The organism is Nocardia aurantia (assembly GCF_009604425.1).
In the GTDB taxonomy this organism is placed as follows: domain Bacteria; phylum Actinomycetota; class Actinomycetes; order Mycobacteriales; family Mycobacteriaceae; genus Nocardia; species Nocardia aurantia.
The window spans coordinates 380,325-405,015 of the sequence record NZ_WEGI01000007.1; the positions used below are offsets into that span (position 1 = coordinate 380,325).

The following is a 24,691-nucleotide window of genomic DNA, read 5'->3' on the forward strand; positions in this document are numbered from 1 at the left end:
ACCACTTCGCCGACCCGTTCAGGACGGTGCCGCCGGCCCGCGCGGACGGCCGGTCGAGAACAACACCGCTGCCGACCTCTGCGGGCGGCGCCGGATCCGCGACGGGAACGCGGGATGGGGTGCGGACCGTGGGCGAGGTCGACGGCCGTAGCCGCAGGGGCGCCGCGTGAACCAGACCCAGTGGGTCCAGGTATTCATGCCCGCGCAGTACGCCCCAGTGCAGGCACACCTCGCAGCCGGCGTGCCCGGCCGACAGCACGCCGATCTGCTCGCCACGGAAAACCCTGTGCCCCACGGTGACCGACGCTCGCACAGGCTCGTAGGTGGTGCGCAGACCCGAGTCCCGGTGAGCCACCGAGACCACCGGCTTGGTCGCCACCGATCCGGCGAAGACCACGACGCCGTCCGCGGCCGCCAGTACCGGCTGCCCGGCGGCACCGCCCAGATCCACGCCCCGGTGCCCGGGCAGCCAATCGTGCGCGGGCCGGTCGAAACGTCGCAGCACCGGAGGGCGCGGGCGCAACGGCCAGCCGAAGCCGCCGGTCGCCGCGTGGGCCTCGGGGGCGGGCAACAGCACCATCGGCAGCAGCAGCCATCCGAGCGCGATCACGCAGATTCGGTACATGCACTCACCGTGCCGGGCCCGTCCGTGTCGCGAAAGACGCACTTCGGCGAGTGTGGACAACTTTCGACTGTGAACAGACAACGTTCCGGACGGGGCGTCGTTCGGTTGGTTATCGCGGTGTGACGGTGCGGTGGGAGGATTCCGGTGAACCATGGCCGATCGGACCGGCCGGCCGGAAGGAGGCGGAGGATGGGCTCGGACAGCGACAGCGAGGAAACCCGGCTCGACTACCGGTTCACCCTCGCCAACGAGCGCACCTTCCTCGCCTGGATCCGGACCGCGCTGGGATTGCTGGCCGGCGGCGTGGCCGTGCACGAACTGGTGAAACCGTTCCGGCACCACTGGGTGCGCACCCCGATCGCGCTCAGCTGCATCGTGCTGGCCGTTGTCATCGCGGTCGGCGCCTACGGCCACTGGCGGCATGTCGAACGCGCGATGCGCGCGGGGGAACGACTGCCCCGCACGCTGATGGTGCCGATTCTCGCGATCGGCATCGCCGTCGTCGCCGCGCTCGCCGGGCTCGGGGTGCTGCTGTCGTGACCGCGGGCAGTACGGCCGCCGCCGACGCCGCCGACCCGGGACTACAGGCCGAACGGACGGTCCTGGCGTGGCGGCGGACGGCCGTCGCGGTGATGGCCAACGCGGTGCTGCTGCTGCACACCGCCCTCGACAGTGGCTGGCGTCCGGCGACACTGGTACCGCTGGCTGCGGTGGGGGCGCTGGTGGTGGCCGCGGGGGTGTGCGTACGACGCGGGCGGACACTGAGCTCGAATCCGGACGGCGGACCGCACGACACGCACGCGAACCTCATCGTCACCATCGCGGTCGCCGGCGTGGCCTGCACCTTCGTCGGGCTGGCCGGGTACTCCTGGTTCGAATAGGCCGGGCGCACCGGCCCTTTCGAGCCGGGACTACTCCGGCAGCCGCAGGTCCGTCTTCTCCAGCTCCTCGATGTTCACGTCCTTGAACGTGATCACCCGCACGTGTTTGACGAAGCGGGCCGGGCGGTACATATCCCACACCCACGCATCCGACATGCGTACCTCGAAATACACCTCGCCATCGGCGTTCTGCGGGCGCAACTCGACGGAATTGGCGAGGTAGAAGCGGCGCTCGGTTTCCACCACGTACGAGAATTGACCGACGATGTCCTTGTACTCGCGATACAGCGAGAGCTCCATCTCGGTTTCGTACTTCTCGAGGTCCTCAGCGCTCATCGGGTGGGACGTCCTCCTTCTCGCCGCAATGCGTGTCCTGACATCATCGCGCATGCGCGGTATCGGTAGCCAGTCGCCTCGATTCGGGCATGTCCGGCACGTTGCGCCACGAGCGGCGATGTTCGTCGCTGGGGCCGAGCCGCGCGAGCGCGGCAATGTGTTCCGGGGTGTTGTACCCCTTGTGAGCGGCGAACCCGTAACCGGGGAGTCGCTGATCCACCCCGACCATGATCCGATCGCGGGTGACCTTCGCGAGGATGCTGGCCGCGGCGATGCAGGCCGCCGAGGCGTCCCCGCCGATGACCGGCAGCGACGGCACGGTGATGCCCGGCACCCGGAAGCCGTCCGTCAGAACGTATCCCGGCGTGTGGTCCAGTCCGGCGACCGCGCGCCGCATGCCCTCGATGTTGGCGACATGGATACCGATCGCGTCGATCTCCCACGCGGGCACCACGACCACGCTCCAGGCCAGCGCCCGGCGCTGAATGATCGGGAACAGTTCCTCGCGGGTGGCCTCGGTGAGTTTCTTCGAATCGTCGAGACCGGCCAGCGAGTCGTACGCCTTCGGTGCGAGCAGACAGGCCGCCACCACCAGCGGTCCGGCACAGCAGCCGCGACCGGCCTCGTCGACCCCGGCCACCGGGCCGAGCCCGCTGCGGATCAGCGCGGCCTCCAGCGTGCGCAGGCCACCGGCACGCCGCATGACCACTCGTGGCGGCCAGTCGCCGCTGCGAAACATGGTGTCGCTCTTGCCGGTTGCGCCCCGCACTGCTCGCGCCGCGGACCGGCTCCGCCCCACTGCCATCGTTCGATTATCCCGCGACCGTCCGTGGTCAGTGCGACTGGGGATTCTGTGACCGCACCGGGCCGATCCGCCCCGGCGGCCAGATCTTGAACACGGCCTTGCCGCGAATGTCATCGACCGGCACCGTGCCGGAGAATTCGTCGTCGATGTGGGCGCGCGAATCGGCCGATTCGTTTCGATTGTCGCCCATCACCCAGATATTGCCGTCGGGCACCTTGATGGGCCCGAATTCGCGGCCCGCCGGATTGATCAGCACACCGCTGGCGGCGGCCGACTTCACGCCGTACGCCAGGCCCGGCTGATACGGGTAGAGGTAGCGCGCGTACGGCTCGTCGAGCGGTTTGCCGTCGACGAGCACGCGGCCCTGCGCGTCGCAGCATTGCACGGTCTGACCACCGACCGCGATCACGCGCTTGACCAGGTCGTTCTCGTCCGGCGGCACCAGGCCGAAGAAGGAGAAGAAGTTCTGGATACCCCGCACGACCACATTGCCCGACCGATTGGAGCGATACGCCTTGTTCCAGGAATTGCTCGGGCCGACGAAAACCACCACGTCGCCCGGCTTCGGATCGCCGAAGTCGTAACTGATCTTCTCGACGTAGATGCGGTCGCCGGTACAGCCGGCGCAGCCGTGCAGAGTGGGTTCCATCGACTGGGACGGAATCACGTACGGACGGCCGATGAAGGTGACCACCAGGGCCGCGATCACCGCGGCGATGACGATCAGAATCGGCAACTCCTGCCAGAACGGGCGCTGCTTCTTCGCCTTCTTCGCCCGCGCCCGTCGCGGTCCGGCATTTCTCGCACGTTCGCCATCCGCTCCGGACACCGTCACCGAGCCGCTTTCGTCTGCCACGCCGAACAGGTTATCCCGCTTACCTGAACGCCGCCGCCCCGGCTCACAGGGCGGAAAACAAAAACCCCCGGTCCACCGGACCGGGGGTTCGCCGCGGCCGGGGCCGCGGGGCCGACGTTCGCGTCAGCGCTTTTCCTTGATCTTGGCGGCCTTGCCGCGCAGATCGCGCAGGTAGTACAGCTTGGCCCGGCGGACATCGCCGCGGGTCACGACATCGATGTGGTCGATGTTGGGGCTGTGCACGGGGAAGGTGCGCTCGACACCGACACCGAAGGACACCTTGCGGACCGAGAAGGTCTCGCGGATGCCGCCACCCTGGCGCCGGATGACGACGCCCTTGAAGACCTGGATGCGCTCCTTGTTGCCTTCGATGACCTTCACATGCACGTTGACCGTGTCACCCGGGCGGAATTCCGGGATGTCGCTGCGCAGCGACGATTCGTCGACGAAGTCGAGGGTGTTCATTTCCGTCCTTTTGGAAGTTCGCGTGAACAGAGGAACCTGGCGGCTGATGCTCGGCCGGTTCATGCTCCGGACATGGGCGGTGCGCTGGGCATACTCCACCCAGGGCAACCCGAGTATTGTGCCAGACGCCTCCGCGGCCGGAAAAATCGGGGCCGCGGCTACCCGCCCGAGCGGCCGGAGACGGGGTCGGGCTCGCGCCGGTGGAACAGGCCGCCGTCGTGCGGGGCCGGCGGGGCGGGCAGTACCGTCCGGGCCAACTCCTCCTCCGTGGCCCGCCGCACGTGTGCGACGTCCGGTTTCCCCGCGATCAGATCCTGCACGAAGATCTTCACCCGGATGACCGGCCGCCGGTACCGGCGCTCGCGCCGGACCGCGCGCTGCATGAGCTTCGGCCGACCGGCATACCGCCAGCGCGCCCACGGCGCACCCGGCCGGGCCAGGCGCAACGCGCCGACGAACAGCAACGGCAGAAAGAACATACCGAACAGTCCGGTCCAGATCTTGCCCTTGGCGATGACGACCGCCGCCAGACCCAGGTTCACGAACGAGAAGAGGGCGAGGAAGACCCGGCCACCGGTGCTGCCGTCGTGCCGGATGTCACCGAGGTCCAGCAGCCACAGGGGGTGGAAGCCCAGCAACAGCAGCCCGGTGACCGCGAGCGCCACGAACACGGCGTCCACCGAGGTCCGGCCCTGCTCCTCCCAGTAGACATCGCGCAGGTAGTAGATGAGGGCGAACTCGTCCAGCACCAGCGCGGCCCCGAGCCCGAACATCGCCGCCAGCGCGCTGACCGTCCCCACACTGCTCTGGTAGAGCGTCACCAGCCCGATCCCGGACAACAGCACCAGCACGACGCCGAACACCATGTGGTGGACGTGCACGTCCCCGGCCCGGACATTCCCGGGCCACCATCGCACCCGCTTCCGGATCAACCGGACACTGAGCCGGATCAGCAGGAACGCTCCGATGAAGCCCAGCAGGAAACACAGCAACGGCAGTCGCCCGTCCGCGATCACGGACTCGTCGAGCCACCGCCGCATCCCAGCCATAACCCCACAGTCTCCCGATCAGCACGGACCCGCCACCGATATCCCGCGCTCCGAAACTCTCCCCCGCCGATTGTCCCTCTCCTTCGTAACACCTGTCCCAACCCTGCCCCAACTCGCGCACCTCACCTACGGTCGCGGCCCGTACACGACAGTGCGAAGAATCCGATGTCGCGTCCACGCCCCGAAACGGATGCGGCACACCGTCGGCAACGCCGCGGCGCATCCCGGCGGTCCGCTGCGATCACCGGTACCGCGCGGCGCGCCGGAACAGATACGGCGTCGCCAACTGATGTACGGGCCGCACCACATTCCAGATCGAACGAGCGATCCGGCGTTCGAACCGCACCAGCGTGGTCCAGGTGACCGCCGACCCGCTCGTCCCCACGATGTTCCGGGCCATGAGAAACGGCGAATGCGCCTCCAGCACAGTGCGTTCCGGCTCGGCGCTCACGATGCGCCAGCCGAGCACGAATCCGGCCGACCTACCGGAGCGCAGACGCAAACGAAGTACCAGCCGCCAACCCAGCAGGAGCAGTATCCGCATCACGGCCGGCGCCTGCTCGAAAATCGCACGCGCCCATTGCTCGGAGGTTCTCGGGTTTCCGCGCGGAGCCGACGACTCGAGCGGCATGTCCAGTTCGAACGCCGAAACATAGTCGGCGGACGGCATTCCGTCGCCGATCACCGCATACGACGGCGTCGCCACCCGTCGAATCCGCTGCGCAGTCACCGGTCACGCTCCTCCCGGACGAGTTACTACCCACAGTAGTACACCCGGACGGACACCCTGTGCCGCGAGCGCGCCGCGCGACCCCACAGGCCGACGGGCGACCGAGGCCGGACGCGGACCTGAACCGGACCACGTCACAGCCCCGTCGAGCCGTCGAGCTACCGAGCTACCGAGCTACCGAGCTACCGAGCTACCGAGCTACCGAGCTACCGAGCTACCGAGCTACCGAGCCGGTCCTACCGCCCGAAACCCGCGCGGCGCAAGGCATCCGCCATCGAGCCGGTGGGCTCGGGGGCGTTGCGGCGCTGGTTGCCACCACCGCGGCCCTGGTTGCCGCCGCGGCTCTGGTTGCCGCGGTTCTGGCCGCTGCCCTGACCACCGCTGCCCTGACCACCGCCACCCTGGCGGTTGCCACCGCCACCCTGACCGCCACCGCCCTGGCGGTTGCCACCGCCGCGCTGACCCGAACCACGGCCGTCACCCTTCTCGGGCTTGCCGGCGGCGGGGTCGTCGTCGAGGCGCAATGTCAGGCCGATGCGCTGCCGGGCCACGTCCACCTCGAGGACCTTGACCTTGACCACGTCACCGGACTTCACGACCTCGCGCGGATCGCGGACGAAGTTGTGCGACATCGCGGAGACGTGGACCAGGCCGTCCTGATGGACGCCGATGTCGACGAAGGCTCCGAAGGCCGCGACGTTGGTGACCACACCCTCCAGCACCATGCCGGGCTTCAGATCGGCGACCTTCTCGATGCCGGCGGCGAATTCGGCGGTCTTGAACTCGGGGCGCGGGTCGCGGCCCGGCTTCTCCAGCTCCGCGATGATGTCGGTGACCGTGGGGACGCCGAACTTGTCGTCGGTGAACTCGGCCGGGCGCAGCGCCCGCAGCACGGTGGTGTTGCCGATGAGCTCGGCGACGCCGCTGCCGGTGCCGTCGAGGATGCGGCGGACCACCGGGTACGCCTCCGGGTGCACGGCCGAGCTGTCGAGCGGGTCGTCGCCGCCGCGGATGCGGAGGAAGCCGGCGCACTGCTCGAAGGCCTTGGGCCCGAGCCGCGGCACCTGCTTCAGGCTGTCGCGGCTGCGGAACGGGCCGTTCTGATCACGGTGCGTCACAATGCTTTCCGCGACCGAGGACGACACGCCCGACACCCGCGACAGCAGCGGCACCGAGGCGGTGTTGACGTCGACACCGACGGCGTTCACCGCGTCCTCGACGACCGCCCCGAGCGAACGGGCCAGCAGGGTCTCCGAAACGTCGTGCTGGTACTGGCCGACGCCGATGGACTTCGGCTCGATCTTCACCAGTTCGGCCAGCGGGTCCTGCAGGCGGCGGGCGATCGACACCGCGCCACGCAGCGACACGTCCAGTTCGGGCAGTTCGGCGGAGGCGTAGGCCGAGGCCGAGTACACCGAGGCGCCGGCCTCGGAGACCACGACCTTGGTGGGCTTCTTGTCCGGGATGCGCGAGATGAGTTCGGTGGCCAGCGCGTCGGTCTCGCGGGAGGCCGTGCCGTTGCCGATGGCGATCAGCTCGACGCCGAACCGGGCGACCAGCGCGCCGAGCACCGCCAGCGACTTCTCGGTCTGGCCGTGCGGCTTGTGCGGGTAGATGGTGTCGGTGGCGACCACCTTGCCGGTGCCGTCGACCACGGCCACCTTGACGCCGGTGCGGTAGCCCGGATCCAGGCCCATCGTGGCGCGGGTGCCGGCCGGTGCGGCCAGCAGCAGGTCGCGCAGGTTGGCGGCGAAGACGTCGACGGCGTCCTTCTCGGCGGACTGCCGCAGCCGCATGCGCACGTCGATACCGAGGCTGACCTGGAGTTTGGTGCGCCAGGCCCAGCGCACGGTGTCGAGCAGCCAGGTGTCGGCGGCGCGGCCGCGGTCGGCGATGCCGAACTTCAGCGCGATCCGGCCCTCGTAGATCGTGCGCTCGCCCTCCGCCGGCTCCTCGGTGTCGGCCTCGAGGTGCACCGTGAGCGCCTCCTCCTTCTCGCCGCGCAGCAGCGCCAGGATGCGGTGCGAGGGGAGCTTGGTGAACGGCTCGCTGAACTCGAAGTAGTCGGCGAACTTGGCCCCGGCCTCCTCCTTGCCCGGCCGCACCCGGGAGCTGATCTGCCCCCGGTTCCACATGAGCTCGCGCAGCTCGCCGACCAGGTCGGCATCTTCGGCGAAGCGTTCGACCAGGATCGCGCGGGCGCCCTCGAGCTGCTCGGCGGTATAACCGGCCGGATCGGTGGTCGGATCGCCCAGCAACGCGTCGGCGACCGGTTCGTGGCCGGCCTCGCGGGCGATCTGCGCCTTGGTGCGCCGCTTCGGCTTGTACGGGAGGTAGATGTCCTCGAGCCGGGCCTTGGTCTCGGCGAGCATGATCTGCTGCTGCAGCGCCTCGTCCAGTTTGCCCTGGCCGCGGATGGACTCGAGGATGGAGTTCCGGCGCTCGTCGAGCTCGCGCAGATAGTTCAGCCGCTCCTCGAGCTGGCGCAGCTGCGCGTCGTCGAGGGCGCCGGTGACCTCCTTGCGGTATCGGGCGATGAACGGCACGGTCGACCCGCCGTCGAGCAGCTCCACCGCGGCGCGCACCTGCTCCTCACGCACGTTCAGTTCGTCGGCGATGCGACGGCCGACGCTGGCTAGGCGCACCGGTGCGAGGGGCGCGGCGGTGGGTGCGCCGGCGGGGGCGGTCTCTGTGCTGACGGATTCGGGTGCTGTCGTCACGCCGCAGACACTACCGCCGCCGCCCGACAACAAGCCACAGCCCCGCGCCGAATCGGCACAGCCGCACCCGTTTCCGGAGTGCGCGCGAAATATGGTATGTGAACAGCCACAATCCGGACGGTACGTACCGGCCCGACGGTCGTCACCACGCGATCCGCTGCGCGGGCACCGGTGTGCCGAACGATTCCGGATCACGCCAGATGTCCATGGGCACCGCGCGTTCGGCGCGGCCGTGCTCGTCCAGCACCCGGCCCATCAGCTTCAGATGCCGCAAGGTCAACAGCCGCTGCGCGATTCGGATGACCGGCATCCGCTCGGTGAGCCGCACCTCCAGCGGATGCAGTTCGGACACCGCGCCGAGCCACACGGTCAGCACCAGATTACTGGCGCCGATCACCGAGGCGCACATCCTGGTCTGCGGCAGCGCCGCCAATTGCCTTGCCACGGAATCAAGTTCGGCCGGTGGCACATCGATCCACAGCAGCGCCTGGACCGGCCGGCCGGCCGCCGCGTGCGACAGTTCGCAGCGGACCGTGAGCGTACCGTCGCCCAGTTGCCGATGCAGCCGCCGGCGCACGGTGGTGGTGCTGGTCCGGGCGCGGGCGGCGATCTCGTCGTACGAGGCGCGGCCGTCCGCACCGAGGGCCAGCACCAGCGCGCGGTCGGCCGGCGCCGGCACCGCCGGGACCGCCCGCGGCTGCCGCTGCGGGCCGCGCCGCGCGGTGAGGGTCCGCTGCTGCGTGCGATCCAGTGCGCGCAGCCGCCAGTGGCCGCCCTCCGCGAACATCTCGGTGGCCACCGAGACCCGGCTGGTCAGCACGCCGGGGATCCGGTTCAGCCGGGCCATCAGATACCGCGAGAGCATGTTCGGATCCGAAACCCACACGGCCACCACCAGATCGGCGACGCCGACGGTGTGCGAGACCGTGACCGCGTGCGGATCGTCGAGCAGCGCCTCGGCGGCCTGCGCCACCCCGCCCGCGGTGCAGGTCACGGTGACCAGGGCATAGGGCATGGTGCGCATCAGCGGTGCGGCGCAGTACGCGGTCACCCACGCGTGCCCCCGCCGCAGCAGCCCTTCCCACCGCCGCGCCGCCGTCACCGGGCTCACGCCGATGACCTCGCCGATCAGTTTCCACGAGGCCCGCGGCGCGATCTGCAGCGCATTGAGCAACGCGTACTCGATTTCGTCCAGCTGGTCATTTTCGTCCATCACGACCCCCGTGCGCGGCGCAATTCTTCGAATATCCGGCGGTTCACTCTCCGTCCCTCATCATCTATCCGAGTGGAATCGCGGTCATCCGGGCATCCGGCGACCGGCGGATATTTCGACAGAATTTACAGAACCGCAATCCGGTGAGTCCGATTCATCGGCGTACGAGAGGTGAATCCGAATGCCGTCGATCGCCGCCCGGCTGGACCGGCTGCCGATCACCCGCCTGCATCTCGTGGTGGTGACCTGCGTCGGTCTGGGATTGTTCTTCGACACCTACGAGGTCTTCCTCGCGGGCACCCTCTCGACGGTGTTGAAGAACGAGTTCCATCTCGGCGCCGATGCGCTGAAGGCGGTGCTCGCCAGCGCGTTCGTGGGGCAGTTCCTGGGCGCGATCCTGCTCGGCCGCGTCGCGGATCGGCTGGGCCGTCGTCGCGCGTTCCTGCTCAATCTCGGCGCGTATTCGGTGTTCTCGGTGATCGGCGGCCTGTCACCGAATGTCGAGGTCCTCGTGGTGGCGCGCTTCCTGGCCGGGATGGGCCTCGGCGCCGAACTCGCTCTCGCCGACACCTATCTCTCCGATCTGCTGCCCGCCCGGGTACGCGGCCGGTTCATCGCGACGGCCTACACGATCGGGCTGCTCGGCGTGCCGGCGGCGGGCTTCCTGGCCCGCTGGCTGGTACCGCTCGCGCCGCTGGGCGTGCACGGCTGGCGCTGGATGTTCTTCCTCGGCGCGCTGGGGGCGCTGGGGGTCTGGGTGCTGCGGCGGATCCTGCCCGAATCACCGCGCTGGCTGGCGGCGACCGGCCGCGACGCCGAGGCGGAGGCGATCGTGTCCGGCTGGGAGGACGCGGCACGACGCTCGGGACACGTCCTGCCGGAGCCGGAACCCGAATCCGCCCCCGATCCGCGACGGCTGCCCCTGCGAGCACTGTTCACCACCGGTTACACCCGCCGCACGGTGATGGCCTGGGTGATGAACGCCGGATCCGCCTTCGGCTACTACGGTTTCGGCACCATCGCGACCCTGGTCCTGGCCGCCAAGGGGTATTCGATCGTGAGCTCGCTGACCTTCCTCGCGCTGACCTACATCGGATATCCGGTCGGTTCCCTGCTGTCGCTGCCGATCGTGGAGCGGGTCGAGCGCAAGGTGCTGATCGCGGTCACCGCGACCGGGATGGCGGTGACCGGGCTGCTGTTCGGCTTCGCCGGGTCGCCGGCCGCGATCGTGGGCTGGGGGTTCGCGTTCACCCTGATCAGCAACGTGTACTCCAACGGCTTCCACGTCTATCTCGGCGAGCTGTATCCGACGGCGTTGCGCGCGACCGGCGCGGGCGCGGCGTACTCGATCAGCCGGCTGACCACGGCGGCGCTGCCCTACATCCTCATCCCGGCGCTGTCCGCGCACGGGCCGGGATTCGTGTTCGGCATCGTCGCGGTCGCGCTGGGAGTGCTCGCCACCGACGTACTCGCCCTGGGACCGCGTACCACCGGGCTGGCGCTGGAGGCCGCCGCTCCGGCCGGACCCGGGTCGGCGGCCATTGAGCCGGACGCGGCCGGACCGGACCCGGCGATCGGGCGCGTGCCGTCCCGGCCGGCCGCCGAATGACTGCGAATTTGCTTCGCGCCGAAAGGAATTCACATGACCGGGATCGATACCGCCGCCGACGAGGCCGTCGTCTTCTGCCGGGACCTGATGCGGATCGACACCACCAACCCCGGTGACGACAGCGGTCCCGGGGAGCGGCGAGCCGCCGAGTACATCGCCGAACGGCTCGCCGAGGTCGGCCTCGGCACCGAATTGTTCGAGCCGCGGGCCGGCCGGACCTCGGTCGTGGCGCGGTGGGAGGGGACCGCGCCCGACCGGGCCGCCCTGCTGGTCCACGCCCATACCGACGTGGTCCCGGCCGAACCCGCGATGTGGCGGTACCACCCGTTCGGTGGCGAGATCGCCGACGGATATCTGTGGGGCCGCGGCGCGGTGGACATGAAGTACTTCGCGGCCCAGATGCTGGCGGTGACCCGGGCCCGGATCCGCGCCGGGCGGCCGCCGGCCCGCGACATCGTGCTGGCCTTCCTCGCCGACGAGGAGGGCGGCGGTCATCTCGGCGCGCGCTGGCTGGTCGACAACCACCCGGATCTGTTCGACGGCTGCACCGAGGCCGTCGGCGAGGTGGGCGGATATTCGGCGGCACTGCCGAGCGGCCGTCGACTGTACGTCGTGGAGACGGCGGAGAAGGGGGTGCTCTGGTTCCGGCTCACCGCCACCGGCACCGCCGGGCACGGGTCCATGCTGAATCCGCGCAACAGCGTCACCGAATTGGCCGAGGTGGTGCACCGGATCGGCCGGCACGAATTCCCGGCCCGCCTCACCCCGACCACCCGAATGTTTTTCGAGGCGCTGGCGGCGGAACTCGGGGAGACATTCGATCCGGCCGATCCGGCGCCGCTGCTGAAAACGGTCGCGCCGCTGGAACGAATGGTCGGCGCGACGCTCCGCGATATCGCCTCACCGACCAGATTCGACGCCGGTTACAAGACGAACGTGATACCGAGCGAGGCCACCGCGGAAATCGACTGCCGTTTCGTCCCCGGCCTGGAGGAACAATTCGAGGCCGAATTCCGCGCGCTGGTCGGGCCGGACATCCGCTGCGAGGTCGTGTTCCGCCTGCCCGCCGTCGAGACGCCGTTCCCGGCGCCGCTGACCGCGGCGATGGCGGCCAGTCTCGCCATCGAGGATCCGGGCTGCGGCGTGATTCCGTACCTGCTGCCGGCGGGGACCGACGCGAAACACTTCAGTCGGCTCGGCATGGCCTGCTACGGTTTCGCGCCGCTGCGGCTACCCGACGATTTCGATTTCCCGGCGGCCTTCCACGGGGTCGACGAACGGGTGCCGGTGGACGCCGTCCGCTTCGGCGCGCGAGTGCTGCACACGTTCTTCGACCGCTGTTGACGACCGGAACTCAGTGCGGCGGCAGCAGGTCCGGCCGCCGCTCCCGGGTGCGGGCGACGGACTGCTCACGGCGCCAGGCGGCGACCTTGGCATGGTTACCGGACAGCAGGATCTCGGGCACGTCCAGGCCGCGCCAGCGGACCGGGCGGGTGTAGCTCGGGCCCTCCAGCAGCCCGAGTTCCCCACCGTCCTCCTCCGTCCCCACGGAGAACGAATCCTCTTGATGGGACAGCTGATTGCCGAGCACCCCGGGAATCAACCGGACCACGGCCTCCGAGATGACCAGCACCGCGGCCTCGCCGCCGATGAGCACGTAGTCGCCGATGCTCACCTCCTCGACCCGCACCCGGCGCGCGGCGTCGTCGAAGACGCGCTGATCGATGCCCTCGTACCGGCCGCAGGCGAAGACCAGGTGCCGTTCGCCGGCCCAGCGCCGCGCGGTGACCTGGGTGAACGGGACGCCCGCGGGGGTGGGCACGACCAGCAGCGCGTCGTCGGGGCAGACCTCGTCCAGCGCGTCACCCCAGACCGTGGGCTTCATGACCATGCCGGGCCCGCCGCCGTAGGGTGAGTCGTCGACCGCCTGATGGACATCGTGGGTCCAGCGCCGCAGGTCGTGCACCCCGAGTTCCACGATGCCCTTGCCGATCGCCTTGCCCAGCAAGGCCGTTCGCAACGGCTCCAGATATTCGGGGAAGATGGTCACCACGTCGATGCGCAGGGCCGGCGCCCCCTCACCCGGGTCGCGCATCCTCACTCCTTGTCCGGCAAGCCTTCTGGGTCGAGCAGGCCCGCGGGCGGATCGATGACGATCGACCGGTCCGCGATCGAGACCGTCGGCACGATGGCGGTGACGAACGGGATCAGGATCTCCCGGCCGTCGTCGGCCGCGCGGACCGAGAGCAGTTCGCCCGCAGCCGAATGCAGGACCTCGGTGACGGTGCCGACGATCGTGTCGTCACCGAGCCGCACGGTCAGGCCCTCGAGTTCGTGGTCGTAGTACTCGTCCGGATCGGCCGACGGCGGCAGGTCGGCGGAGTCGACCACGAAGAGCGTGCCGCGCAACGCATCCGCGGCGGTGCGGTCCGAGATGCCCCGCAGGCACACGAGGAGCCGGCCCGAATGTTCCCGGGCCGACTCGATCGTGAAGGGCTGCAACGCCTTCGCGCGTGGCAGCCGTCCCCGCAGGGTGGTGCCGGGCGCGAAGCGCAGCCCGGGTTCGTCGGTGCGCACCTCGACGACGAGTTCGCCACGCACGCCGTGCGATTTGGCCACCCGCCCGACGACCAGTTCCACTATTGATCCGTGTCGACCACGTCGACCCGGATACCCCGGCCGCCGATACCGGCGACGAGGGTGCGCAGGGCGGTCGCGGTGCGACCACCGCGCCCGATCACCTTGCCCAGATCGTCCGGGTGCACGTGCACCTCGACCGTGCGGCCGCGCCGGCTGGTGATCAGCTCGACGCGGACGTCCTCGGGATTGGCGACGATGCCGCGCACCAGGTGCTCGACGGCATCGGCGACGACCGTGCTCATTACTCGGCAGCCTCGGTCGCGTCGGCGGCAGCCTCGGCCTCTTCCTTCTTGGCGGCCTTCTTCTTCGGCGTCACGGCCTCGGCGCGCGGCTCGCTGTCGGCGGCGGCCAGGGCGGCGTTGAACAGGTCCAGCTTGGACGGCTTCGCCGGCTTGACCTTCAGGGTGCCCTCGGCGCCCGGCAGGCCCTTGAACTTCTGCCAGTCGCCGGTGATCTCCAGCAGCCGCTTGACGGGCTCGGTCGGCTGCGCGCCGACGCCCAGCCAGTACTGCACGCGCTCGGAGTCGACCTCGATCAGCGAGGGCTCCTCCTTCGGGTGGTACTTGCCGACCGACTCGATGGCCCGGCCGTCGCGGCGGGTACGGGCATCGGCGATGACGATGCGGTACTGCGGGTTGCGGATCTTGCCGAGCCGGGTGAGCTTGATGCGGACAGCCATGAGCTGACACCTTTCGGGTGGTGACCGTCGCGAGGACGGCCGGTTGGTCACGTCGCAATTCAGCGGCCCGCACGAGGACGGGCCCGGTTTTGCGGAGTGTGTGACCGCCGCGCGGTACGTAACCGGAGACGGGCTGACACTGTCCTCGACGAGGACGGTGGTCCATCTTGCCAGACCGGCCCGCGCGCCCGGAAATCACCCCGTCGTCACCCGCCGTTCAGCGATGCGCGGTGACCGGATCGCGCCGGTCGTACACCCGGCCGCGCAGCACCACCCACGCCGGCGTGGCGAGCACGTCCCGGCCGCGGCGCGGATCCTCGGCGTAGACGACCAGATCGGCGGGTGCGCCGGGTTCGATGCTGGGCCGGCCGAGCCAGTCCCGGGCCCGCCAGGACGCCGCGGCGAGCGCCTCGGTGCGCGACAGGCCCGCGTGCGCGAGCGCCTCGATCTCGTCGGCGACGCGGCCGTGCCGGATGCCGCCCCCGGCGTCGGTGCCCGCGTAGATCGGCACCCCCGCGGCGTGCGCGTTCGCGATCGTGTCGCGGACGCGGCGGTGCAGGTCCCGCATGTGCGCGGCGTAGACCGGGAATTTGCCGGCCCCGGCGGCGATGTCCGGAAAGGTCTCGATGTTGATCAGCGTCGGGACCAGCGCGGTGCCGTGCCGCACCATCAGCTCGACGGTCTCGTCGGTGAGGCCGGTGCCGTGTTCCAGGCAGTCGATCCCGGCCGTGATCAGGCCGGGCAGCGCGTCCTCGCCGAAGACGTGCGCGGTGACCCGGGCGCCCTCGGCGTGCGCGGCGTCGATGGCCTCCTTCAGGATCGGGTCGCTCCACAGCGGGGCGAGGTCGCCGGTCGACCGGTCGATCCAGTCGCCGACGAGCTTCACCCAGCCGTCGCCGCGGCGCGCCTGCTCGGCGACGATGGCCGGCAGGTCCCGCTCGTCGTCGAGTTCGATGCCCAGTTCGCGGATGTAGCGCTTGGGCCGGGCGATGTGCCGGCCCGCGCGGATGATCTCCGGCAGGTCCGCGCGCTCGTCGATGAACCGGGTGTCGATCGGCGAGCCGGCGTCGCGTAGCAGCAGCGCGCCGGCGTCGCGTTCGATCTCGGCCTGCTCGACCGCGCCGTCGTGATCCTCGTGGCCGCCGCCGTAGCGGATGCCGACGTGGCAGTGCGCGTCGACCAGGCCCGGCACGATCCAGCCGGAGGTGCACAGCGTGTCGGCGCCGGCGACCGGCTCGAACGAGATCACCCCGTCGTGCACCCAGAGATCACGCACCTCCGCGCCGGGGAGCACCGCTCCCCGCAGATGCCACCGCATGCCACCTCCTGGTCGAACCGCCCGCGATCTCACCTCAACCTACGCCGCCTCGGCGCCCCGATCCGGATCGGCTTGCGGGGCGGCGCGCGGCCGGCCGAGACATCGAGCCCGCGCGCCACCGGCGTAGCCGGTTCAGCGGCCGGTGGCGCCGATTTCGTTGCAGCGGTTCGAGTTCGGCGGAGATCAGCCGCCCAGCTTCGCCGTGCCGGCGGCCAGATCCTTCTTCACCTGGTCGATGGCCGCGACGATCTGCGGGTCCGCGGTGCACACGGTGATGTCGGTGGCGCCGGTCGGCGAGGCGACGCCGAAGGGCACCTGCTCGGCCTTGAAGGTGCCGCCGAGCACGGCGTTCACCGCGTACTCGAGTTCGGCGCCGGTGTCCTCCTTCACGTAGCCGGAGATGCCCCGCTCGGAGCCGCAGTCCTTGACCAGCGGCCCGCCCACCACGGTCGCGTTGCCCTCCGCGGCCGCCTGGGCGAGGCCCTGTTTGCCGAGGTTCAGCTGCTGGCCGAAGGCGTCCGCGCCGGCCCCGATGTCGGCCTGCCCGGCCTGCTTCGACTTGGCGACGTCGTTGAAGTCGCCGACGTACTGCGGGGGCAGGACCGTCACGCCGGGCTTCACGCGCTTGGCGCCGGCCTCGAAGGCCTTGGCGGTCTTGACGATCGCGGGCAACTCCTGGCCGCCGACGAATGCCACCTTGCCGGACTTGCTGGTGAGGGCGGCGTAGGCGCCGGCGAGATAGCCGCCGTCGGCCTGCGCCGGATCGTAGTAGGCGAGGTTGGCCAGCGGCTGCGCGTCGGAGGGCCCGCCGATCTCGACGAATTTCACCTGCGGGAAGGTCGGCGCGACCTGCCGCAGCACCGAGTCGGTCTGGCCGCCGAACGACACCACCAGTTGCGAGGTGGCGGCCAGCCTGGTCAGGGTCTGCTGGTAGTCGGCGGTGGCGACCTGCTCGGCCTTCGTCAGGGTGACCTTGCCGGCGAGCGTGCGCTCGATGCGCTGATAGCCCTGGTAGCCGGACTGCATGAAACCGTCGTCGGACAGCGAGCCGGGGAACATCACCCCGACCTTCAACGCGCCCCCGGCGCTACTCGGAGTGGAGTTGCTGCTGCAGGCGGCGACCGTGGTGCCGAGCGCGAGGGTCAGGACGGCGGCGGCGAGCTTCTTCATGATCGTGCTTTCCGGTAGGAGTTAACGGTATGCCATTAAGTTGACGGATCCCGATTTCCGGGCCGTTTCGGTGATGTCACCGGGTCGCGACGGTTGGGGTGTCGGCGGCGATTCGCCCGGCGCGCAACACCGTTCGCCGCGGCGCGCAACCGACGACGGCCTCGGCGGCGGTGCGGGCGGGGACCGCGACGAGGTCGGCGACGGCCCCGGGCCGCAGCCCGTAGTCGTCGAGTCGCAGCGCCCGCGCGCCGCCGAAAGTCGCTGCGGCCAGGGCTGTTTCGATCTCGGGGTCGGAGCAGTAGGACATCCGCTCGGCCAGCCGGTGTGCCCGGTGCAGCATGTCGCCGTCACCGTAGGGCGACCAGAGGTCGCGGATACCGTCGTTGCCCGCGGCCACGGTGACGCCCGCGGCGCGCAGCCGGTCCAGCGGGAGCAGCGGATCGTTGTGCGCCGCACAGGTCGCCAGCGCGATGCCCGCCTCGGCGAGGCCGGCGATCAGCTCGTCCTGCCGGTCGGCCGCGACGTCGCCGAGCGCGAAGCCGTGCCCGATCGTCACCCGATCGCGCATGCCGGTGCTCAGCGTGCGCTCGATGATCAGCTCGAATTCCCAGGCGCCCAGCGTGCCCCGATCGTGCAGGTGCAGATCGATCGGCACGTCGTACGTGGTCGCCAGCCCGAACACGGTGTCCAGATGCCGCACCGGATCGCGATCGACGCCGGCCGGATCGATCCCGCCGGCCACCTGTGCCACACCGGTCCGCAGCGCGCGCTCCATCAGTTCCGCGGTGCCGGCATTGATCAGCCGCCCGTATTGCGGAAAGGCCACCTGCTGCACCGTGATTCGATCCGCCACCCGTTCGGCGGCCTCCCGCACGGCGTACACGCCGTCGAGGCCGAACTCCGGCGACACGTCGGTGTGGGTGCGCACCCGGGTGGTGCCCGCGGCGGCCATCCGCCGCAACAGCGCGGCGATCCGATCCACCGACGGCACACCGTGTCCGGCGCGACCGGCCCGGGTGTACGCGATCTTGTCCGTCAGCCGGGGACCGGCGGTGTTGGGCACCCACGGGCCGTCCCACAACGTCTTGTCGAGGTGGCAGTGCGCGTCGACGAAGCCGGGCAGCAGCACGCATCCGGTCAGGTCGACGATGTCCGCGTCCGCGGGCGCGGGGCCGCCGATCGCCGCGATCCGGCCCGAGTCGACCGTCACATCGGCCGGTCCGGCCGAACCCCACGGCGTCGCGTTACGCAGCAGCAGTGGCATTCTCGTCATCCGATCAGGTCGATCTCGGTGCCGATCCCGCGGTCGCGGGCGGCGTCGATGAGCAGCCGGGCGGCCGCCAGATCCTGGAGTCCGATACCCAGGGAGTTGTAGAGCGTGATCTGATCCGCCTCGCTGCGGCCCGGTTTGGCGCCGATCAGCACCTCGCCGAGTTCGTCGCCGACGTGCTCCGCGCCGAAGACGCCCTCCCGCAACGGAATCAGCACATCCCCGGATTCGGTCAGCGCGGTGGCCCGGCTGTCGACCACCACCCGCGCGGATCGCATTCCGGCACTGTCGATCTCGCGATGATCCGGGCGGGGCGGGGCGCCGACGGCGTTGACGTGCAGGCCCGGCCGGAACCAGGCGCCGCGCACCACCGGTTCACGGGCAGGCGTGAGCGTGCACAGCACATCGGCCGCCCGCACCACCTCCTCCGCGGAATCGACCGGCTCCGCGCCGGTTTCGGCCGCGAACGCGTGTGCGGTGGCGGCGGTGCGACTCCACACCACGATCCGCTCGAACGGGAGCACCGCGCGCAGCGCCGCGACATGCGTGTGCGCCAGGCCGCCGGCGCCGACCAGACCCAGCACCCGGCTGTCCGGCCGGGCCAGCGTCGCCGTCGCCACCGCCGAGGCGGCCGCGGTGCGGAACCGGGTGACCGTGCCGCCGTCGAGCAGCGCCGCACAGGACCCGTCGGCCGCGGACAGGGCCAGGATCGCCGAGCGCTGCACCGGCAGGCCGCGGTCGCGGTTGCCGGGGATGTCGGCCAGCAGTTTCACCGTGGCCAGCCGGGCGGACTCGGAGAACGCGGGCATCACCAGGAAGGCCGGATCCGAACCGGGCAGTCGCAGGGCGGTGGGCGCGGGCTGCACCGCCGTGCCGTGGGCGAGATCGGCGTGCGCCCGCCGCACCGCGGCGATCACCTCGGGGAGGCTGATCAGCGCGAGCACATCGGATCTGGTCAGGACGAGGGTCATCGGGACCGGGCCTCTCGGACGAAGGGACGGGTGAGGGCGGCCGGGGATCGGCTCGCGCCGACCAGCCCGCTGACCGCCAGAACCGCCAGCAGATACGGGGACATGACCAGCACCGCGGTCGGCAGGTGCAGGCCGAGGGCGGGCGCGGCGAATTGCAGGGCCTCCGCGAGCCCGAAGAACAGGCAGGCCAGCACGGTCGGCAGGGCCCGCCAGCGGCCGGCGATGACGGCGACCACCGCGAGGTAACCCGCACCGCCGGTGAGGTTGTCGGTGAACGCGTGCACATCGGCCAGCGCCAGGTGCGCACCGGCCAGACCCGAGGTCGCGCCCACCAGCAGCACCGCGATCCATCGCCAGGCGGCGACCGGCAGGCCGCTGCGATCGGCGGTGACCGCGTCCGCGCCGATCGCGGTGATCGCCAGACCCCAGCCGGTGCGGTGCGAGAACAGCACCGCGAGCAGCGCGACGAGCGCCAGCGCGAGGTAGCCGAGCGGGGTGAGGTCGAACAGTGCCCGGCCGAGCAGCGGAATGTCGCGCAGCCCCGGGATCGGCATCCGGTCGAAACCCGGAACCGACCGTCCCGCGGTGAAATACAGCCGCGCCCCGTAGGTGGTGACGCCGAGAGCCAGCGCGTTGATCGCGATCCCGGTGACGATCTGATCGGATCGCAGTGTGACGCTGAGCAGCGCCTGCAACGCCGCCGTCAGCACGGCCGCCAGCAGCGCGCACAGCACCCCCGCGGTCGCGCTCCCGCCGGCCCGGGCGCCGACCGCACCCGCGAACGCCCCCGCCAGCATCATGCCCTCGACGCTGAGGTTGAGTACTCCGGCGCGCTCGCTCACCAGTTCGCCGGCGGAGGCCAGCAGCAGCGGAATCGCCAGCCGCACACCGCCGTCCAGCAGTTCTCCGGTCGCGCTCATGCCACCGCCTCCGGCTCCGGAGCCCGGCGGACCCGGCGCTGCCGGAACACCACCGCCGCGGCCACACACAGGATCAGCACACTCTGTACCACCTGCACCGAGGACGCCGGAACCGACGCCGCCACTTGCAGATTAATGCCACCGGCGGTGAGCAGCCCGAAGCCGAGCGCGACCCCGCCGACCGCGAGCAGACTCCCCCGCGCCAACAGCCCCACCACGAGGCCCGCGAAACCGTAACCGGAGGTGAAGTTCTCGGCCAGCACGAACGGCACCGTCGCCACCAGCCCGGCCCCGGCCACCCCGGCCAGCCCGCCCGCGGTGGCCAGCGCCGTCACCCGCAGCCGAGTGACCGGTAGCCCGAGCCGCGCCGAGGCCGCCTCGGAATGACCGACCGCGGCCAGCCGCACACCGGTTGCCGTGCGCCGCAACACGATCGCGGCGATCACCAGCGCGACGAGCGCGACCGCCACCGCGATCGTGGCCGGGGACTGCGACAACCCCAGCAACGGCAGCCGTGCCCCGGCGGCCAGCGGCTTCGACTGCGGCAGGGTCTCCACCGAGGTGACCGGCTGCCGCAACAACCCCGATTCGTGCACAACCAGCGAAACCAGGCCCAGGCCGACGAAGTTCAGCAGCAGGGTGGTGATCACCTCGCTGGTCCCGCGCCACACCCGCAGCCAGGCCGCGATACCGGCCCACAGCGCGCCCGCGGCGAACCCGGCCAGCAGAACCATCGGCACCCCGGCCGCCGGCGGCACCGAATCGGGCAGATGCACCCCGACCGCGGTCGCGGCGATACCCCCCAGTGCCAGTTGCCCTTCCGCACCGACGTTCACCAGCCCCGCCCGATGCGCGACGGTGAAACCGGTCGCGATCAGCGCCAGCACGGCCGCGGTGTTCAGCGCACTGCCGAAGCTGTACGGAGACCCGAACATGCCGTCCCACAACGCGTTTCCCGCCACCGCCGGTGACGCGCCACTCCCGGACGCCAGCAGCACCCCTACCAGGGCCGCGGCGGCCACGGCGGTGCCGTAGACCCACACGTCCCGCGACATCACCTGTCCGCGTAGCTTTCCCGGCGACCACGCCGCCGGCCGCGGTCCCGCCTCGATCGTGTCGGCCGACATGACCGGCACCGTCCTCTCCGTCGATATACCGAATTCCGAACCGCTCCCGCCGAGCCCGCGAGGCACGGGCGGAGGTCCTGCATGGTGGCGCTCCCCTGCCGCCACCTCGCCCTCACCACTCACGCCACGCCCATCAGCCACGAGCGCGGGCCCTGCATGGTCACGCTCCCTGCCGCCACCTGGGCCGCATCACTCACGCCGCGCCCATCGGCCATGAGCGCGGGGCCTGCATGCTGACGCTCCACAGCCGACCCGTTGTCCGCACCGCTCACGCCATGCCCAGCGGGCAGGATCGGAGGGCCCGAGTGGCCACGCTCCCCGGCTGCCACCTGGTCGTCGCCGCTCATGTCCCGGCTCCCAACATCAATCGGGCGATGGTGTCGGCGGCGTGCCCGGCGGCCGGATGGACCGGGCCGAGCAGGCGGCCGCGGTAGGCGACGAAGACGCGGTCGCAGAGGGTGAGCAGTTCGGGCAGTTCGTGGGAGACCAGCAGTACCGCCGCACCCGCCGCGGCGGCACCGCGCAACTGGGTCAGCACGGCGTCCACTGCGGCGAGGTCCAGGCCCCGGGTCGGTTGTGCCGCGACCAGGCAGCGCAGCGGATCCAGCGCCAATTCCCTTGCCACCACGACCTTCTGCTGATTACCGCCGGAGAGCGTGTGCATCGGCGCGGCCGGCGAGGAGGCCCGGATGCCGTGTGCGGCGATCGCGGCGGCCGCGGTGTCGGACACGGCCCGCCGATCCAGCAGCCCACGCCGGCGGAACCGATGCAGCCGGCCCAGGCACAGGTTCTCCGCGACGCTCATCGCCGGGATACAACCCTCGTGATGCCGATCCTCCGGAATGACGCCGAGCCCGGCCGCCGTGCGGGCGGCCGGGCTCGCCCTGGTCATATCGCGCCCGGCGAATTCGACCAGCCCGGCATCCGGCCGCCGCGCGCCACTGAGCACCGCGACCAGCTCACTCTGACCGTTCCCCTCCACCCCGGCGATCCCGGTGATCTCCCCCGCCCGCAACTCCAGGTCCAGACCGTCCAGCAGCGGCGCCCCGTCCGCACGCGCCAACCGCAACCCGGTGATCCGCAACACCGTTGGCGGAGTTGCCCTTTCATCGGCAGCGCCCGTCCCGCCAACAGTGAGTTCGGCGCTGCTCACGCCAGTAGCCGTCGCATCGGCAGCGTCCTCACCGGTACGGCCTGTGCCGACCACCCCCTCGGCACGGCCCGCAGCAGCGTCCGATCCATCGCCGCCGGTTGTACTCGTACCGAGCACCTCGGCGGTGCCGGACCCCGCCGGCATCACGGCGGAAACACCGGTCGCAGCGGCGCTTTCGTCGGCAGTGTCGGCGCCCGGGACGGTCGGGCCGACCGTCGACGCAGACGAGCGGTCGGCCTCGGTCGGGGCGAAGGTGAGCGAATCACCCGGTACCAGTGGCACATCCCGGTCCGCCGGTCGGCCACCGACCGTCGGACCGAGCCCCTCGGCAGCTTCCGGCCCGGCCGACGGCACACCGGAAACATCCGCGCCGGTCGCGTGTTTGTCGGCAGTACCCACGGTAGGCCGCCCGGCCGTCACAGACAGGTGGCCGCCGGTCGCCGGCCCAGCAGCAGTCACAGGCAGGTGGTCGCCGGTCGCCGGAGTGGGGGTCGGCGAATCACTCAGGACCAGTAGCGGATCCAGGTCCGCCAACCGGCGGCCGACCATCAGGCCGACCAAGTCGTCGCGGGTGAAGCCGGACAGGGGGCCGGAGCCGACTACTCGGCCCGCGCGCAGGACGGTGGCGGTGTCGGCGGCGCGTTCGATCTCGCCCAGTTTGTGGGTGATGAGCACGACCGCCCGGCCGGCGGCGGCGGCGATGCGGCGGCAGGTGTCGAGCAGGGCGGTCACCTCGGTGGGGCCCAGGACCGCGGTGGGTTCGTCCAAGAGTACCAGGTTCGGTTCGGCCAGAAGGCATTTCACGATCTCGACGGTCTGGCGTTCGCCCACCGAGAGGGTCTCGACCCGAGCGGCCGGGTCGACCCGCAGGCCGAATTCGTCGGCGACAGCGGCCAATCCGGTGGTCAGGTTCGCGCGTCGCAGGCGCAGCCGGGACGCCGGGCCGAGCAGCAGGTTCTCCGCGACCGTCAGGGTGGGTACCAGGCTGAAATGCTGATGCACCATGGCGATTCCGCGGCGCAGGGCGTCGGCGGGGCGACGCGGGCGGTACGGTTCGCCGAACAGCCGCATCCGGCCCGCGTCGGGGCTCGCCGAACCGTAGACCAGATTGCACAGCGTCGACTTCCCGGCGCCGTTCTCACCGAGCACGCAGTGCACCTCGCCGCGGCGGACCGTGATGTCCACGTCCGACAGCGCCCGCACCGTGCCGAACCGTTTGCCGACACCGGCGAGTTCCAGGGCAGTGTCCACGACCGACCTTCCAATTAGTGGTATACCGCTAACTTTCGACGATCCGTGTGGCGGCCGGGTTCCGGCTGTGTTTCGAACGGGAAAACCGCTCCGGGGCAGCGATAGTGTGGAATGTCGTGACGGCACCAGGATCCTTGCGCGACCACGCCTACGAGTCGATCAAGCAACGCATCGTCGGCGTCGAATTACGGCCGGGACAGCGGTTGGTCGAGCGCGATCTGGCCGCCGAGCTGCACGTTTCCCGAATCCCGCTGCGCGAGGCGCTGCGGGTGCTGGCCGCCGACGGCCTGGTGCTGCTGGTGCCCGGCAAGGGTGCCCTGGTGGCCCCGTTCACTCCCGCCGACGTCCGCGATCTGTTCGATGTCCGGGAGTCGCTGGAGTCATTGGCGGCCCGGCTGGCGGCGAGCAACGCCACGCCGGCCTCGATCGAACCGCTGTCGGCGCTGCTGGTACAGGCGCGGGCCGCCACCGCCTCCGGCGACGCGCAGCGGATCGCGGGCGCCAACGCCGCCTTCCATGCCGGGATCATCGATCTGGCGGGAAACCCGCTGCTGCACACGCTGATGCGGCCGCTGGCCGCCCGCACCGAATGGCTGTTCCGCCTCACCGCCGCCCGGGACGCCGCCGAACAGTGCACCGAGCACGAGGCCCTGTTCAGCCTGATCGCCGCCGGCGCCACCGAAGCGGCGGCGGCGAGCGCCTTCGCCCACATCGCCGCGGGCCGCGGACCCAGCATCGCGCTGGCCGCCGAATGGTCCATCCCGGAATTCGACGTCGACCTCGTCGCCCGCGGCCGCCGTCGCCGCCGCCCGGTCGCCGACAGCGCCTGATCGACCGCCGGTGGCATGCGCGCACCCACCGACGACGGGGCCGGGCCGCGCGTCCTCGGAAGGGTGCCCGATC

General features: G+C 70.8%; 25 protein-coding genes and 1 pseudogene. 5 read left to right on the plus strand and 21 right to left on the minus strand.

Annotation, left to right across the window (positions count from 1 at the left end; translation table 11 throughout):
• Positions 1-193: 193 nt before the first annotated feature.
• Positions 194-778: pseudogene (locus tag NRB56_RS18070) on the minus strand (M23 family metallopeptidase); the annotation flags it as partial.
• Between the two features lie 36 nt (positions 779-814).
• Between NRB56_RS18070 and NRB56_RS18075 the strand changes: the two are divergent.
• On the plus strand, positions 815-1,165 hold the full coding sequence (locus tag NRB56_RS18075; RefSeq protein WP_153343635.1) for a YidH family protein: 351 nt from the start codon (positions 815-817) through the stop codon (positions 1,163-1,165).
• Positions 1,162-1,506 carry a DUF202 domain-containing protein gene (locus tag NRB56_RS18080; protein ID WP_194290898.1) on the plus strand — a complete coding sequence of 115 codons (345 nt, stop codon included), beginning with the start codon at positions 1,162-1,164 and terminating at the stop codon, positions 1,504-1,506. Before NRB56_RS18075 ends, NRB56_RS18080 begins: the two co-directional genes overlap by 4 nt.
• A gap of 30 nt (positions 1,507-1,536) precedes the next feature.
• Here NRB56_RS18080 and NRB56_RS18085 read toward each other — a convergent pair whose 3' ends face one another.
• The 8 genes from NRB56_RS18085 to NRB56_RS18120 form a co-directional block, all read right to left on the minus strand.
• A complete protein-coding gene (locus NRB56_RS18085) occupies positions 1,537-1,842 on the minus strand; it encodes a DUF2469 domain-containing protein (protein ID WP_019929973.1) in 306 nt (101 codons plus the stop codon).
• Positions 1,843-1,885: 43 nt separating this feature from the next.
• A complete protein-coding gene (locus NRB56_RS18090) occupies positions 1,886-2,581 on the minus strand; it encodes a ribonuclease HII (protein WP_153343854.1) in 696 nt (231 codons plus the stop codon).
• A 94-nt stretch (positions 2,582-2,675) separates the two neighbouring features.
• The gene (gene lepB / locus NRB56_RS18095; protein ID WP_406603494.1) at positions 2,676-3,503 is read right to left on the minus strand and encodes a signal peptidase I; all 828 of its coding nucleotides are present in this window, start codon (positions 3,501-3,503) and stop codon (positions 2,676-2,678) included.
• 123 nt (positions 3,504-3,626) lie between these two features.
• On the minus strand, positions 3,627-3,968 hold the full coding sequence (rplS, locus tag NRB56_RS18100) for a 50S ribosomal protein L19 (protein WP_019929976.1): 342 nt from the start codon (positions 3,966-3,968) through the stop codon (positions 3,627-3,629).
• A gap of 158 nt (positions 3,969-4,126) precedes the next feature.
• A complete protein-coding gene (locus NRB56_RS18105) occupies positions 4,127-5,008 on the minus strand; it encodes a hypothetical protein (protein WP_153343858.1) in 882 nt (293 codons plus the stop codon).
• A gap of 250 nt (positions 5,009-5,258) precedes the next feature.
• A complete protein-coding gene (locus NRB56_RS18110) occupies positions 5,259-5,747 on the minus strand; it encodes a DUF2867 domain-containing protein (RefSeq protein ID WP_319943143.1) in 489 nt (162 codons plus the stop codon).
• A 236-nt stretch (positions 5,748-5,983) separates the two neighbouring features.
• Complete coding sequence (locus tag NRB56_RS18115; protein WP_406603495.1) at positions 5,984-8,467, minus strand: Tex family protein; 2,484 nt, start codon at positions 8,465-8,467, stop codon at positions 5,984-5,986.
• Positions 8,468-8,609: 142 nt separating this feature from the next.
• Positions 8,610-9,680: an Lrp/AsnC family transcriptional regulator gene (locus tag NRB56_RS18120; protein ID WP_153343637.1), complete on the minus strand. Its 1,071-nt coding sequence runs from the start codon at positions 9,678-9,680 to the stop codon at positions 8,610-8,612.
• A 181-nt stretch (positions 9,681-9,861) separates the two neighbouring features.
• On the opposite strand from NRB56_RS18120, the gene NRB56_RS18125 reads away from it, so the two are divergent.
• Positions 9,862-11,289: an MFS transporter gene (locus tag NRB56_RS18125; protein ID WP_153343639.1), complete on the plus strand. Its 1,428-nt coding sequence runs from the start codon at positions 9,862-9,864 to the stop codon at positions 11,287-11,289.
• A gap of 33 nt (positions 11,290-11,322) precedes the next feature.
• The gene (locus NRB56_RS18130; protein WP_153343641.1) at positions 11,323-12,633 is read left to right on the plus strand and encodes a M20/M25/M40 family metallo-hydrolase; all 1,311 of its coding nucleotides are present in this window, start codon (positions 11,323-11,325) and stop codon (positions 12,631-12,633) included.
• 10 nt (positions 12,634-12,643) lie between these two features.
• Here the strand turns inward: NRB56_RS18130 and trmD are convergent, their stop codons facing one another.
• From trmD to NRB56_RS18190, 12 genes are all read right to left on the minus strand, one after another.
• Positions 12,644-13,354, minus strand: coding sequence for a tRNA (guanosine(37)-N1)-methyltransferase TrmD (gene trmD, locus NRB56_RS18135; RefSeq protein WP_153343864.1), 711 nt, complete (start codon positions 13,352-13,354; stop codon positions 12,644-12,646).
• A gap of 32 nt (positions 13,355-13,386) precedes the next feature.
• Positions 13,387-13,929 (minus strand): ribosome maturation factor RimM, encoded by a 543-nt coding sequence (gene rimM, locus NRB56_RS18140; RefSeq protein ID WP_319943144.1) that lies wholly within the window; start codon positions 13,927-13,929, stop codon positions 13,387-13,389.
• Positions 13,929-14,171 carry an RNA-binding protein gene (locus NRB56_RS18145; protein ID WP_153343643.1) on the minus strand — a complete coding sequence of 81 codons (243 nt, stop codon included), beginning with the start codon at positions 14,169-14,171 and terminating at the stop codon, positions 13,929-13,931. The genes rimM and NRB56_RS18145 overlap by 1 nt, the downstream gene beginning before the upstream one ends.
• A complete protein-coding gene (rpsP, locus tag NRB56_RS18150; protein ID WP_153343645.1) occupies positions 14,171-14,608 on the minus strand; it encodes a 30S ribosomal protein S16 in 438 nt (145 codons plus the stop codon). The genes NRB56_RS18145 and rpsP overlap by 1 nt, the downstream gene beginning before the upstream one ends.
• 217 nt (positions 14,609-14,825) lie before the next feature.
• The gene (locus NRB56_RS18155; protein WP_153343646.1) at positions 14,826-15,926 is read right to left on the minus strand and encodes an amidohydrolase family protein; all 1,101 of its coding nucleotides are present in this window, start codon (positions 15,924-15,926) and stop codon (positions 14,826-14,828) included.
• Between the two features lie 183 nt (positions 15,927-16,109).
• A complete protein-coding gene (locus NRB56_RS18160) occupies positions 16,110-17,096 on the minus strand; it encodes a BMP family protein (protein WP_153343648.1) in 987 nt (328 codons plus the stop codon).
• Positions 17,097-17,172: 76 nt separating this feature from the next.
• A complete protein-coding gene (locus NRB56_RS18165) occupies positions 17,173-18,369 on the minus strand; it encodes an amidohydrolase (RefSeq protein ID WP_153343650.1) in 1,197 nt (398 codons plus the stop codon).
• Entirely contained in the window at positions 18,366-19,337 is a 972-nt protein-coding gene (locus NRB56_RS18170) for an ornithine cyclodeaminase family protein (protein ID WP_153343652.1), read from the minus strand. Before NRB56_RS18170 ends, NRB56_RS18165 begins: the two co-directional genes overlap by 4 nt.
• Positions 19,334-20,257 (minus strand): ABC transporter permease, encoded by a 924-nt coding sequence (locus NRB56_RS18175; protein WP_153343654.1) that lies wholly within the window; start codon positions 20,255-20,257, stop codon positions 19,334-19,336. The genes NRB56_RS18170 and NRB56_RS18175 overlap by 4 nt, the downstream gene beginning before the upstream one ends.
• Positions 20,254-21,312: an ABC transporter permease gene (locus tag NRB56_RS18180; protein ID WP_153343868.1), complete on the minus strand. Its 1,059-nt coding sequence runs from the start codon at positions 21,310-21,312 to the stop codon at positions 20,254-20,256. Before NRB56_RS18180 ends, NRB56_RS18175 begins: the two co-directional genes overlap by 4 nt.
• 191 nt (positions 21,313-21,503) lie before the next feature.
• Positions 21,504-21,731 (minus strand): hypothetical protein, encoded by a 228-nt coding sequence (locus NRB56_RS18185; protein ID WP_153343656.1) that lies wholly within the window; start codon positions 21,729-21,731, stop codon positions 21,504-21,506.
• Positions 21,728-23,788, minus strand: a complete 2,061-nt coding sequence (locus NRB56_RS18190) for an ATP-binding cassette domain-containing protein (RefSeq protein ID WP_319943145.1) — start codon at positions 23,786-23,788, stop codon at positions 21,728-21,730. Before NRB56_RS18190 ends, NRB56_RS18185 begins: the two co-directional genes overlap by 4 nt.
• A 116-nt stretch (positions 23,789-23,904) precedes the next feature.
• Here NRB56_RS18190 and NRB56_RS18200 point away from each other — a divergent pair, with 116 nt between their 5' ends.
• The gene (locus NRB56_RS18200; RefSeq protein WP_319943146.1) at positions 23,905-24,618 is read left to right on the plus strand and encodes a GntR family transcriptional regulator; all 714 of its coding nucleotides are present in this window, start codon (positions 23,905-23,907) and stop codon (positions 24,616-24,618) included.
• Positions 24,619-24,691: the final 73 nt, after the last annotated feature.

Coding starts and splice junctions, on each gene's coding strand:
- NRB56_RS18075 (WP_153343635.1), top strand. CDS start 815: ATGGGCTCGGACAGCGACAGCGAGGAAACCCGGCTCGACTACCGGTTC.
- NRB56_RS18085 (WP_019929973.1), bottom strand. CDS start 1,842: ATGAGCGCTGAGGACCTCGAGAAGTACGAAACCGAGATGGAGCTCTCG.
- NRB56_RS18090 (WP_153343854.1), bottom strand. CDS start 2,581: ATGTTTCGCAGCGGCGACTGGCCGCCACGAGTGGTCATGCGGCGTGCC.
- rplS (WP_019929976.1), bottom strand. CDS start 3,968: ATGAACACCCTCGACTTCGTCGACGAATCGTCGCTGCGCAGCGACATC.
- NRB56_RS18105 (WP_153343858.1), bottom strand. CDS start 5,008: ATGCGGCGGTGGCTCGACGAGTCCGTGATCGCGGACGGGCGACTGCCG.
- NRB56_RS18120 (WP_153343637.1), bottom strand. CDS start 9,680: ATGGACGAAAATGACCAGCTGGACGAAATCGAGTACGCGTTGCTCAAT.
- NRB56_RS18125 (WP_153343639.1), top strand. CDS start 9,862: ATGCCGTCGATCGCCGCCCGGCTGGACCGGCTGCCGATCACCCGCCTG.
- NRB56_RS18130 (WP_153343641.1), top strand. CDS start 11,323: ATGACCGGGATCGATACCGCCGCCGACGAGGCCGTCGTCTTCTGCCGG.
- NRB56_RS18145 (WP_153343643.1), bottom strand. CDS start 14,171: ATGAGCACGGTCGTCGCCGATGCCGTCGAGCACCTGGTGCGCGGCATC.
- rpsP (WP_153343645.1), bottom strand. CDS start 14,608: ATGGCTGTCCGCATCAAGCTCACCCGGCTCGGCAAGATCCGCAACCCG.
- NRB56_RS18155 (WP_153343646.1), bottom strand. CDS start 15,926: ATGCGGTGGCATCTGCGGGGAGCGGTGCTCCCCGGCGCGGAGGTGCGT.
- NRB56_RS18160 (WP_153343648.1), bottom strand. CDS start 17,096: ATGAAGAAGCTCGCCGCCGCCGTCCTGACCCTCGCGCTCGGCACCACG.
- NRB56_RS18165 (WP_153343650.1), bottom strand. CDS start 18,369: ATGACGAGAATGCCACTGCTGCTGCGTAACGCGACGCCGTGGGGTTCG.
- NRB56_RS18170 (WP_153343652.1), bottom strand. CDS start 19,337: ATGACCCTCGTCCTGACCAGATCCGATGTGCTCGCGCTGATCAGCCTC.
- NRB56_RS18175 (WP_153343654.1), bottom strand. CDS start 20,257: ATGAGCGCGACCGGAGAACTGCTGGACGGCGGTGTGCGGCTGGCGATT.
- NRB56_RS18180 (WP_153343868.1), bottom strand. CDS start 21,312: ATGTCGCGGGACGTGTGGGTCTACGGCACCGCCGTGGCCGCCGCGGCC.
- NRB56_RS18185 (WP_153343656.1), bottom strand. CDS start 21,731: ATGAGCGGCGACGACCAGGTGGCAGCCGGGGAGCGTGGCCACTCGGGC.